At 42.1% G+C, this 11,941-nt stretch carries 13 protein-coding genes; 7 read left to right on the plus strand and 6 right to left on the minus strand.

The features are described from left to right. Window positions 1-56: 56 nt before the first annotated feature. Together RG963_RS10110 and hisC are read left to right on the plus strand one after the other, a co-directional pair. Entirely contained in the window at window positions 57-1,244 is a 1,188-nt protein-coding gene (locus RG963_RS10110; protein WP_310576143.1) for an acetylornithine transaminase, read from the plus strand. Continuing rightward, on the plus strand, window positions 1,225-2,325 hold the full coding sequence (gene hisC / locus RG963_RS10115) for a histidinol-phosphate transaminase (RefSeq protein ID WP_310576144.1): 1,101 nt from the start codon (window positions 1,225-1,227) through the stop codon (window positions 2,323-2,325). The genes RG963_RS10110 and hisC overlap by 20 nt, the downstream gene beginning before the upstream one ends. A 73-nt stretch (window positions 2,326-2,398) precedes the next feature. On the opposite strand, the gene RG963_RS10120 is transcribed toward hisC, so the two are convergent. Genes RG963_RS10120 through artA form a run of 4 tightly spaced genes read right to left on the minus strand, consistent with a single transcriptional unit; the run spans window position 2,399 to window position 5,128 of the window. Further along, complete coding sequence (locus RG963_RS10120; RefSeq protein ID WP_310576145.1) at window positions 2,399-2,767, minus strand: dihydroneopterin aldolase family protein; 369 nt, start codon at window positions 2,765-2,767, stop codon at window positions 2,399-2,401. Between the two features lie 53 nt (window positions 2,768-2,820). After that, window positions 2,821-3,606, minus strand: a complete 786-nt coding sequence (locus RG963_RS10125) for an archaetidylserine synthase (protein ID WP_310576146.1) — start codon at window positions 3,604-3,606, stop codon at window positions 2,821-2,823. 2 nt (window positions 3,607-3,608) lie between these two features. Further along, on the minus strand, window positions 3,609-4,253 hold the full coding sequence (locus RG963_RS10130; protein WP_310576147.1) for a phosphatidylserine decarboxylase: 645 nt from the start codon (window positions 4,251-4,253) through the stop codon (window positions 3,609-3,611). A 5-nt stretch (window positions 4,254-4,258) separates the two neighbouring features. Further along, a complete protein-coding gene (artA, locus tag RG963_RS10135; protein WP_310576148.1) occupies window positions 4,259-5,128 on the minus strand; it encodes an archaeosortase A in 870 nt (289 codons plus the stop codon). 756 nt (window positions 5,129-5,884) lie between these two features. On the opposite strand from artA, the gene RG963_RS10140 reads away from it, so the two are divergent. The 4 genes from RG963_RS10140 to priL all read left to right on the plus strand — a co-directional run bounded on the left by RG963_RS10140 (window position 5,885) and on the right by priL (window position 8,676). Next, complete coding sequence (locus RG963_RS10140; RefSeq protein ID WP_310576149.1) at window positions 5,885-6,319, plus strand: NUDIX hydrolase; 435 nt, start codon at window positions 5,885-5,887, stop codon at window positions 6,317-6,319. Next, complete coding sequence (locus RG963_RS10145) at window positions 6,279-6,593, plus strand: transcription factor S (RefSeq protein ID WP_310576150.1); 315 nt, start codon at window positions 6,279-6,281, stop codon at window positions 6,591-6,593. Before RG963_RS10140 ends, RG963_RS10145 begins: the two co-directional genes overlap by 41 nt. Before the next feature lie 300 nt (window positions 6,594-6,893). After that, window positions 6,894-7,631 carry a DNA polymerase sliding clamp gene (locus tag RG963_RS10150; protein ID WP_310576151.1) on the plus strand — a complete coding sequence of 246 codons (738 nt, stop codon included), beginning with the start codon at window positions 6,894-6,896 and terminating at the stop codon, window positions 7,629-7,631. A gap of 4 nt (window positions 7,632-7,635) precedes the next feature. Then, the gene (gene priL / locus RG963_RS10155) at window positions 7,636-8,676 is read left to right on the plus strand and encodes a DNA primase regulatory subunit PriL (protein ID WP_310576152.1); all 1,041 of its coding nucleotides are present in this window, start codon (window positions 7,636-7,638) and stop codon (window positions 8,674-8,676) included. Between the two features lie 153 nt (window positions 8,677-8,829). Here priL and RG963_RS10160 read toward each other — a convergent pair whose 3' ends face one another. Further along, entirely contained in the window at window positions 8,830-9,294 is a 465-nt protein-coding gene (locus tag RG963_RS10160) for a glyoxalase/bleomycin resistance/dioxygenase family protein (RefSeq protein ID WP_310576153.1), read from the minus strand. 536 nt (window positions 9,295-9,830) lie between these two features. After that, entirely contained in the window at window positions 9,831-11,150 is a 1,320-nt protein-coding gene (locus RG963_RS10165) for a cobyrinate a,c-diamide synthase (RefSeq protein WP_310576154.1), read from the minus strand. Window positions 11,151-11,637: 487 nt separating this feature from the next. On the opposite strand from RG963_RS10165, the gene RG963_RS10170 reads away from it, so the two are divergent. After that, the coding region (locus RG963_RS10170) for a hypothetical protein (protein WP_310576155.1) at window positions 11,638-11,941 on the plus strand (304 nt) is incomplete at its 3' end.

Consider the following 11,941-nt stretch of genomic DNA (forward strand, 5'->3'; position numbering starts at 1 on the left):
TAAACTTCCAGGTCAGCTTAAAAGTATAAATTGTATAGTTTCAGGAAGGAATTCAATTGATAGAGAATATTACAGATCCTCAGGATCTACAGGCAAAGTACGATTCAGTTATAGAAAAAGATTCAAAATACGTAATGCAGAACTATGGACGCCAGCCCCTCGTACTCTCAAAAGGGAAGGGGGCAGTTGTTCAGGATATTTGCGGAAAAGAATATATTGACTGTGTAGCAGGAATTGCAGTAAACAATGTTGGACACTGCCACCCCATAGTCGTCAGGGCAATCAAGGCCCAGGCTGAGGAACTGCTACACGTCTCCAATCTTTATTACACCGAAATCCAGGCCGAACTTGCAGAAACCCTTGTCTCGGTTACAGGTATGGAACGTGTTTTTTTCTGTAACTCCGGATCTGAAGCCGTAGAAGCTGCAATGAAACTGGCCCGTGTAGCTTCCGGAAAAAGCGCCTTTGTAGCAGCTGAACATTCATTTCATGGCAGGACTATAGGGGCACTCAGCGTGACCCACAAGAGCATGTACAGGGATCCTTTTATGCCTCCTGTGAGTTCTGAGACTGCTTTTGTTCCATACTCCGATGCTGACGCCATCAGGAAAGCGATTTCGCAAAACACTGCAGCAGTTATTCTTGAGCCCATCCAGGGAGAAGGCGGGGTAAAGATACCGAACCCCGAATACCTTAAAGAGGTAAGGGAAATCTGTGATGAAACCGGAACCTTCCTTATCTTTGACGAGGTGCAGACAGGCTTTGGAAGGACAGGCACGTGGTTCTGTAAAGAACAGTTCGGAGTGGAGCCTGATATCATGAGTATGGCAAAGGCAATAGGTGGAGGCTTTCCAATGGGGGCTATCGCGGCCAGGGAAGGACTCAGCTTTGGACGCGGGCAGCATGCTTCTACTTTCGGGGGCGGGCCTCTTGCCTGTGCAGCTGCACTTGCTTCGATTGAAGCGATAAGGGAAGAAGGGCTTCTTAAACGCTCGAAAGAAAATGGGGCTTATTTCATAGGAAAGCTCAGGAATATGGACAGGGAAGATGTTGTAGAAGTCCGCGGGAAAGGCCTCATGATAGGAGTTGAGATAAAATATCCCTGTAGCAAGTTCGTAGACTTTGCAAGGGAACGCGGCGTGCTCGTAAACTGCACATCTGACTCAGTGCTCCGCCTGGTTCCTCCGCTTGTGATTACAAAAGAACAGATAGATAAGGTAGTTGATGTTCTTGAGCAGGCCTAAACTGATAAAAAAAGAAATCTTTGATATCGCAGAGTACGTTCCCGGAAAATCCATTGAAGAAATAGCTTCTGCCTACGGGCTTGACCCGGCCTCAATTATTAAACTCGGCTCGAACGAAAACCCACTCGGGCCCTCTTCAAAAGCCGTCCAGGCCCTGGTGGACACCGCCCCCTGTGCAAACATTTACCCGTCTGCAGATGCGATAGAACTTAGAGAAGCTCTCTCAAAATATACAGGCTTTCCGGTCTCAAACCTGGTAGCATCAGGGCCTGGAATGGACGGACTCCTTGACGGGCTTTGCAGGCTCATTATTGAAAAGGGAGATGAGGTTATAGTCCCTACTCCGACTTTTGCCTATTATGAGCTGCCAGCCCGAGCATGCGGAGGAAAGCCAGTTTTTGTAAGGAGAAACCGGGACTTCTCTTTGTGCCCTGAAAAGGTTTTGGAAGCCGAGTCCCCAAGGACAAAGATAATCTTCCTCTGCTCTCCCAATAATCCTTCGGGAAACCTCCTTCCCGAAAATGACCTGAGGAAAATACTTGAAAATACCAGAGCTCTTGTGTTTGTTGACGAGGCGTATGTTGAGTTTGCGGACAGGAACCTTGCCGGGCTTGTGCGGGAGTATGATAACCTTGTCGTGGGCAGGACTTTTTCAAAGGTATTCGGGCTTGCAGGCCTGCGCCTGGGTTACGGGGTCATGCCTGAGTGGCTGGTAAAAGAGTACATACGGGTAGCAACTCCTTTTTCAGTAAGCCTTCCGGCTTTAAAGGCAGGAATAGCTGCCCTTTCGGATGCCGAACACCTCAGAAAGAGTATAGAGATCGCAAGAGAAGGCAGGGAATACCTGAAAGGAAAAATCCCTTTTAAGGTGTATCCTTCCCAGTCAAACTTCGTACTTGTAGATGTTGCCCCTTTGAAAGCAAAAGTAGTTACAGAAAGCCTCATGAGAAAGGGAATCATTGTACGTCCCTGTGACTCATTCAGGGAGGCAGGAGATACTTTTATCAGGGTAACAGTCGGGACTCCGGAACAAAACGAAAAAGTTGTAAAGGCTTTTGAAATTGTAAAGAACGAGGGTTAAATATCTCAATTTCTTTACTTTAAGCCTCATCCAGTTATTTTATTCAGATTGTGATTTACTTTAGATAGTTGTTTCAAACGTTTATTTCTTCGGTTTCTATAATTCTCATCAAAGGGTAATTCAGGTCGGGGTTATATTCCATTCCGACTTTTACCTTTGAGGAGCCGTATTTTACAGTTATTTTTACCTTAAGCATGAGCCCCTGGAGTTCGGAATAGCCGAATTTGTTACTCAGCTTGCTTTTCAGCATATCCCTATCGATTTTTACGGAAATTTCTTCAACATAGGGCTGGACTGAAATGCTTTCCTGAATAGCCTGTTCAAGGCTTGAAACCGTGTTCAAATTTACAGGAGAGCCCGTAAATTGGTGATAAAGAGCTCCGAGTTTTATTCCTGCTTCAAAGAGTGCATTGTCTCTGTCAGTTACCTTTTTTTGGACCAAATAATCTCTCCATTCTGGAAATTCATGAGTAGAAATGTCAAAGTGAATAGGTTTTACTGTTTTCCCTTCCTTCCGGCCCCCAGTCCTCTATTTCGATATTCTTTACTACCCAGATTGCTCAGTAGAGGAACCTTAAAAAAGGGAGAAAAAATGTATGTCAGCATGAGGATAAAAGGCAGGATAGAAAAAGTCCGCACATACTGCACATTATATGTCACATCTACAACGTAGAGAAGCATGGTTAGCCCGAAAATGGAAGCTATAAAAGCCAGGATTCTGACATTCTTGATCTTCGGATAACTTACCGAACTCACCATAAGAATAGAGAGAGCAAGTGTAAGAGCTAGAAGGAAGTCTATCCTGACAAGACTTTCGCCTAACAGCATGTAGGTAACAAGCATAACGCAACCTGCAGTTATGGGAAGACCTTCAAATCCTGTTTTACAGGAAGCAACGGAATTGAAGCGTGCGAGCCTAAGCACACCGCAAATAGCATACAAAGCCGGGAATAACGCTACAAGAGGATCTGCTCCTCCGAACTCCAGGTATATGAGAAGAGCAGGAGCGACCCCGAAAGAGACCGCATCTGCCAGAGAGTCAAGCTGTTCCCCAAGTTCTCCTCCGTTGAACCGTCTGGCAATATATCCATCCGCCCCATCTGCAACTGCCGCAACCAGAAGGAAGATCAAAGCCAAGGCAAAAGATCCATCATGGGCAACAGTTTGATAGGTGGCCGCCTGGACAGCAGCGTGGGCAGCTATTGCAATTGAGCTAATCCCGCAGATAAGGTTCAAAAGAGAGACCAGGTCCGGGAGTCTTAACATTTGAAATACGTTCATGTTCAAAAGTCCCTGTCATTTTTTATTGTTGCTATAACGGTCTTGCCTGCAAGTACCCGCTCTCCTTTTCTTACTGTGATTTCAAAGTCGTGAGGAATTGTTACGTCGACTCTTGATCCGAACCGAATCATTCCGATGCGTTGTCCCTGCTCGATGCTATCGTTTACCCGAGAATAAGAGACAATCCTGCGGGCAATTGTGCCTGCAATCTGTGTAACACTAACATCCCCGTATTTGCTGTGGATAATAAACTCGTTTCTTTCGTTTCGTTCAGAGTCTTTACAAAAGGCAGGAAGATATCCTCCTTTCTTATAAGTTATTTCCCTGATTTTCCCGGAAATCGGAGCCCTGTTTACATGTACATTCTGGAAAAACATGAAAATACAAACTTTTCGGTCTCTGATATCTATAATTGTACCATCGGCTGGAGAAATCATATAAGTGTCCGAAATTTCCACCTTTCTTTCGGGATCTCTGAAAAAAAGAACCATAAAGAAAGTTAATGCCATTGCGAGGTAAGCAGCATTGTTTGCTAGGTAAGCAACGTGATTCAGATGTGAGCTGTTCATTGCCCTGGAAAGGATTGCAAACAGTGCAGTTACAAGCGCAGCTGTAAAAAGCCAGGGTTCCGAGCCCTTTGCAAGCATTGACCTCAGTCCTCCCTGGACATATGCAGAATAGATCTCAATTCTTCAGAAAATATGACCCAGATACCGTCAATCATTCCCAGTAATTCGGGCAGAGTTAGGAGCACTAGATATGAAATTGCAAAAAGGGCAATTCCTGACCCCGCTTTTGCGATATAATTATGTGCGATTACAAAACTGTCAGCACCAAACCACTGCTCTCCATAAGCTACTACCACAAAAATGTCCCTGATAAGGTTAAGAACGTAAATGACTGGTACTGACACGATGAAAGCTGTAGCGAGACGATTAAGGGGAGCTCTGACAGCACCTATAAGTCCCATAAAGAGAGCGATGCTTTCAATTGCAGTACAGGCAAGAATGATCTCCACAGTGTACCCGTTAAGCGTTATCATATTCCAGGCTTTCAGGTATGCAGGAATCTCGAAATACTGAAGAACCCAGATGACCTGGGAGGTGACCCCTCCAATAATCCAGGTATTTAGAGAGGGAAAATTCGCAAATGGAAAATAAACAAGCGCTCCGAGTGCACTGGCACTGGTAAGCATTGAAGTTATATCAAGAGAATCGCCCTCACCCTGAGCTGAGAATTTCGAATGCAGCACTTCTCGATTATTTTTTATACGAAGGGGGCCTTCCCTGTATTCCCGAAACATGATATATGCTACGAGTAGACATAATAGAGCCACTGCTATTGTCAGGAATACATTGGCATAGTCCAGGACATTAAGATAATGGAGAGGCTGATAACTCCAGTGGATGGAAAATACACCCCATCCAATCCCTCCGACCAGTTTACGAACCCTGAAGGTACTGGGGATGATGGATGACGCAACCATTAACCCGACTGCGAGCCAGAGTACACTTTCGATCATTTTTTACGCACCTTTTTTGCCGGAGGTAAAGATTATTCTATATTCTGTTTTGCTTGTTTCTGAGATCTCAGAAAAGTCTCGGGCAAGTTATGAAGTTTTCGGAAAGTAACATATGAAATTATCTAAGACAATTAATAGATTTCCATAGAAGTTTCTAATAAATTAAATGGTTCATAGCCATTGGTTCATAGCCATTAATATTAAGGAATTCAAAGGTTATGGATTTTACTTTCCGTATGAGTGATATTTAGAATTATACCTAAATTAGAATTATACCTAAATTAGAGATACTGAGCAAGTGAACCTTGCAGATAAGATAACTGATTTCTATTATAGAAGAATAGCGTTACAAGCATGTTCTCATTTATATAAAGAATGTTCTCATTTATAAAGAATGTCAAGATGAAGAAGGTTTTGAAAATAAGAATGGAAGAAACTTTCTGTTTCGATAAAAGAGAAACATTTAAGAGAGGTTACTGCATAAAAGACATTTTTGCTTGATAGAAACTCTACTTAAAACGTCAAAGATCAAGAAAATGATTCAAACAGAAATCGAGAGAAAAGTCAAAAGCAAAAAATTTTTGAGAATACACAAAAGGATAAGAAGAATAATTGAAATACGATGACGAATTTCTACATTATATACAATACTAATATATTATTTTACTCTGGCATCTCTGCCAGAAAAAGCTAATTCAGAAAGAGATTGGTGGCGGAAAAAGAGATCTCCCGGAAAGTAAATTGCGAAGGCGTTTTATGAAACCTCAAACCCCTAGCTTAACCGTTGATACCGTGATCCTCTTTAAAAACAGGCTTGTTCTTGTGAAGAGAAAAAATCCCCCATATCAGGGAAAATTTGCCCTTCCTGGAGGCTTCGTTGAAATCGGGGAAAGTACCGAAAAAGCAGCAGTGAGAGAAGCTTTTGAAGAAACCGGCCTTTCTGTAGAGATTATCAAACTGGTAGGAGTCTATTCCGATCCTCCGCGTGACCCCAGAGGACATACGGTTTCAGTCTGTTACCTCGCAAAGGGATTCGGGAGGTTGAAATCAGGTTCTGACGCCGCGTCTGCCGATCTTTTTGAGCTTGATTCAATTCCTGAACTGGCTTTTGACCACAATAAAATGATAAATGACGCAAAAAGTGATATTAATGCAATTCTGTACCAAATGCAAAAGTATGATGTTTCCTAAAGATGGTAATTACCAGTGTAGAAAATGCGGGAACATAATACCCATCGAAAACAATGCACAAAATTTTGTTTCCACGGCCAAGATCGACGACCATGAAGTTGTGGTTCTGGAAGGTGAGCAAACTTCAGGTCTGCCAACAACAAACGCAAAATGTCCAGAGTGCGGAAACAACAGTGCAGCCTGGTGGCTCAGGCAGCTCAGGTCTGCAGACGAGTCTGAAACCCGTTTCTTAAGATGTACGAAATGCGGGTTCACCTGGAGAGAATACGACTGAAATTCTATTGTTTTTCTATACTGCCCTTGAAAAGCACACTTCCCGGAAAAGTGAATTTATCAGGTCAGAGCTTCTCTCCTGCTTCAAGCAGAGCCTGAAGCCTTCCTGTTTTCGAACCAAGATTTATATAGTTACCGGGAGTTTGAATCTAATGATTTTTCCAATTCCAAATAGCCATTTATCCGTATTCGGAAAGTTTTCACTTCAAATCGATTGAGAATTCCCGAATATGTAAAGAAATTTATATATCTCAAGGGTAATAAAGAGTAAGACTTAAATTTATTTTAGTGGAGAAGAATCATGTTCAAGGCAGCAATTAATGCAGAGCTTCTGAAAGACGCGCTTGCCGCACTGGCTGTAATTGTAGATGAGGTCAGATTCAAGATAAAACCGGAAGGTATTTCGGTAAAAGCAGTTGATCCTGCTAACGTTGCAATGGGAATTTTTGAACTCGGATCATCCGCTTTTGATGAATATAGTGCTGATGAGAGTGAAATCGGAATCGACCTGAACAAGATTACAGACCTGCTTGGAATCGCGGATAAGAGCGATACAGTCAGGATGGAACTTGAAGAAGAAAACCATAAACTCCTGATTGATGTCGGAGGGCTGTCCTATACGCTTTCTCTCCTCGATCCTTCCACGATTCGGGCAGAACCAAGAGTTCCCCAGCTTGAGTTGCCTGCAAAAGTCGTTCTGAACGGCGCAGATCTCAGGCGTGCGGTGAGGGCCGCAGAAAAAATAAGCGATCATATGCTTATGGGAGTTTCCGGTGACACATTCTTTATGGAGGCAAAAGGAGATACCGATCAAGTTCGCCTGGAAATGGGTAGAGACCAGTTAATCGACCTGAAGGCAGGTGAGGCCTGCTCTCTTTTCTCCCTGGATTATCTGACAGATATAGTCAAGCCCACAAACAAGGTCAATGAGGTTACCCTCTCCCTGGGGCGAGACTTTCCCGTTCTCATAGATTTCGAAATTGCGAACGGTGCAGGAAGAATTTCTTACCTCCTGGCTCCGAGAATTGAGTCGGATTAATGGTATGCAGGCCGAAGAACTTGCATATTATCCGTTTATTTCAGAAGCATCTACCCACGTTGAAAATCTGGGCATTTCCCTGGATAGTCTGCTTACTTCCCGGGCCTATAGGGCTGCACGGGTCCGAGGAATAGAAAGGGTAAAAGAGGCTCTTGAAGGGGAAATAAAAAAATCCCCCGTATCCGGGGAAGCCCAGATTATATCGGAACTTCTTTCCTACCCTTTTGCCAGGATGCTGGTTGCCTGTGTGGATGACCAGCTTTTCACCCGGCGCTATGCTCTGGCGGAAGCCAAAGCTGCCTATACTCTTCTGAGAAATGAAACCCCGGCTTTTTTGCTTGAATTCGGGGAAGATTTTGGAATCTCAGCAGGCTCCAAAGATTCCTATTTCAGCATGAATTTTACTGACTATATCCGCTTTTCAAACTCCCTGAAAGACCCTGCCTGGAAACTTGCAAACCGCCAGTTCAGAGCTGGAAAAGTAAGAATTACCAGAGAAGAATTTGCAAGGCTTCTTGAAGAAGCGGTCAGAGAACGGATTGAGCGATCCTTTCCGATTCCTGAAATCCCTGATGAAGTTTCAAGTTTTTGTGCACCTTATGTTGCCGAGATAAAGGATCAGTTTGAGATCCAGAAGAAAAAATTCGGAGCAACGGACTTTGGAGCAGTGGAACCAGAACTCTTTCCCCCCTGCATATCCCATGCCCTTGCAAATGTACAGGGTGGAGTGAACCTTGCCCATTCTATGCGGTTTGCCATGACCTCCTTCTTGCTCAGTGTAGGAATGTCAGTAGATGAAATTTTGAACCTGTTCAATATCTCTCCAGATTTCGACGCGGAAAAAACCCTTTACCAGATAGAGCATATTGCAGGTGCCACTGGGAATAAATACAAGCCCCCGGCATGCGATACCATGAGAACCTATGGCAACTGTATAGGAAAAGACAGATTATGTGAAAAAATAAGTCATCCTCTAGGGTATTACGAGAAGAAAATCTACTTGAAAAATAAGGAAAAAGAAAAGGAAAAAAAGCAAGAGAAGTAAAGCTCAGAAAAATTGAAAAATTGCCAGTCATTCAATCTTAGAACTTATCATTTGAGTATAAGAATAAAGCATAAACAGAATAGGCTCCAGGGAATAATATTATTCAATCTATGTCATGCATATTCTTTATCTATAAACATTGTCTGACTTTATCTATAAATATTGTCTGACAAATTCCTCTGGCATTAAGGTGCGTTTTGCGGTTTCTTCAATTGATAGTCCTTTACTTAAGAACCTTTTTACTACGCTTTCCATAGGTTCACCAACTTCAACAATGTGCATATCTGGATCATAAAATCTGATAACCCGTTGTCCCCAAGGCTGTTCTTTTAACACGTGTACGTACTCAATGGAATCCGTACCTTTCAGCTTTTGAAGAAAACTATCTAAATCATTTTCTTCAAAATACAATTCAGAATTATTTGATTTTTGGATAATATCATTTTTGTTTATGCTTATTAAATCTGAAAAATGTGATTTCAGGTGTATCGCAAAGCCGCCCTCAAATGATACGTTTTCGCCAAAGTCATATTGTACTTTTTGATTAAGGACACTTTCGTAAAAAATTTTTGAAATCTCTATATTATTGACAACAATAAGTGGACATATAAATCTCATTTTATTTCCTCCTTTTGTAAGTAAATGTCGAGTAGTCCAAATTGTTCATGTCAGAGTGCTGAACGTATTCAACAATTCCTTGGAATCTCTCTTCCAGTTACTCATCTCTATTCCAAAAAACTATTTTGGTCTTTATTAATCTCGGCCTGGCAGGTCGAAAGTATTTTTTAATAATGTTTTAGGTAAGCTCCAAACCACATATACTATTGAAGCTGAAAACCTCTACATAAGAGATCTCTACATCTCTACATAAGGGATTTCAAAAAGCTATCAAGAAATACTTCAGAAAAGCCTCAGAATCTCTCCAGAAAGGATTTTTCAGAAAGAATTCAAAAAAGCAGGAATAATTTTCAATTAGATAGTGAATTTAACAAGATCTTAAAAGGACAAAACTTGAATTATGAGGTTTGAAGCAAAGTAGAGTGTTACAAGAACACTGTTACTCGATTTCTAAAAAATTCACAATCATTCTAATAAAAGTATAAAAATTAAAAATTAAAAGTTGCTCGCAAAGGAAGCTATGTAATCTTACATGTCTACTGTCTTCTATATTGCCTGCATTTTTGCACGAATTTCTCTACAGGGAAGCTGGCAGGATGAGAATGCATATACCCTGCCAGAGTATTGTGCTCGACAAGGCCGTCAAAACCGTCCTGTATACCTTTTCCGCGCAGCATTTCGTATGCAAACCTTGCATCGCGATCGCATTCCGTAAGAGAGTAATGGAATTCGTGGCCTCTGATATTATGCGCTGAGAAATTTTTGTCCAGAGGGCGGGCTTCGGTATAGCCCAGAGCCTTCAGACTATTTGTCATACGTGTATTTGCAGGCACGACATCTGCGAGTTTATAGGTTCTGCCATCTATCTCATAAGTTCCGCAGAGGTAGAGCAAACCCCCGCACTCTGCATAAATAGGCAAACCGTCGGCTGCAAGACCTTTAAGTTTCCGGGTCGTTTCTGAACTTTCAAGGGTTTCTGCATAAAGTTCAGGGTAGCCGCCTCCAAGGTAAATACCATCGACATCAGGGACTTCTCCTGCCATCGGGCTAAAAAATACGACTTCAGCTCCGTAGTCCCTGAAAGCATCAAACATATCCTGGTAATAGAAACAGAAAGCAGGGTCCCTGGCAATTCCTATCCTGATGTCTGGCCCAGGTCTCCCAGTATCCTCGATTTCCGGAATCGAGCAGGGTTCGGCAAGTTCAAGCACTGCATCAAGGTCAACATTTTCTTCAATAAAAGTCGCCATTTCCTCAGTATTGTAATCTTTTTCATGGGCCATATATAGCCCAAGATGCCTGGAAGGAACTTCAATATCTTTTCTGCGTGGGATCGTGCCTACGATAGGGATGTCATTCGGGAGCGAATTTTTTACAAGTTCCGCATGGCGAGGGCTTCCTACCTGATTCAGGATAACACCTGCAATCCTGACTTCAGGATCGAACTCTGAATATCCCTTCAGGAGAGCTGCAGCGCTTCTGGACATACCGTGCACATTAATTACCAGAATCACTGGTAAATCAAGGGTTTTTGCAACATGCGCCGAACTTGCAATTTCCGTAGAGTCAATTCCATCAAAAAGTCCCATGACGCCTTCTACTACCACAATATCCGCATCTGCAGCCGTCCGGGCTACCGTCTGCCCAATTCCGCCAGTGCCCATCATGTACGTATCCAGATTTCTTGAAGGGCGCCCGCAGATTGCAGTATGATGAGAAGGGTCAATATAGTCAGGCCCTACCTTGTAAGGCTGGACTTTTAGCTGCCTGTGTTTGAGGGCGGCCATGATACCCATGGAGACTGTAGTTTTTCCAACCCCGCTGTGGGTTCCTGCAATAAGTATTCCTTTTGTCATCTGCTGGATATTGTTGCCGTTAAAATATATTAAAGCTATTAATCCTGCGGCTTCGAGCGCTTTATAGCTGTCTCCAGGAAAAAAAATGAAAAGAAAATAATTTGTGAAAATTTACGCGAATAATATGAATAAATCATATTTTTGAGGGTACACCAGGGTTAATACAGAATCAAATAATATTAACATTTGTTATGTATTAGTTAAGTTAGAAATTAATACAGAATAATCCTATTGTATGAGAAAATAAAGTATTAAACAGCTTTAAACTAATTTCCAACCATGTATTTAGCTTTATAAAGTTTTAAATTCGCTGTCTTCATTTTATTGGCTATCATAAAGCTTTAAATTCATTTTTTTATTCTGATTTCACATTATAAAAATAAGTATGTTTATATTTTTATTTCAACGGATAGATTTTTGGTTCCGGGTCTTCTCAGATTAAATGAGCAAGATCAAACAAAATCGGAAGAACAATCGGAGGAATAAAATGAACTTCAATAAAAATCCATTTTTAAGAATTCTGGTATCTGTCTTTATTGTATTAACTGTAATTACCGCAGGGGCAATTTCCTGTAGTGCTCTTGCAGACTCTGAAACTGTTACCGAAGCCCAAGAAGACTCTGGAAATGTTACCGAATGTGGTCAAGCAAACTGTGATTCATGTGACTGCAAATCTATTGTAGAATGTGAACAGGCAAACTGTAACTGTGATTCATGTGACTGCAAATCTATTGTAGACACCAAAGATGTTGCAAAATGTAGTCAAGCAAACTGTGATTCATGTGACTGCA

Source organism: Methanosarcina baikalica, assembly GCF_031461075.1.
GTDB lineage: Archaea > Halobacteriota > Methanosarcinia > Methanosarcinales > Methanosarcinaceae > Methanosarcina > Methanosarcina baikalica.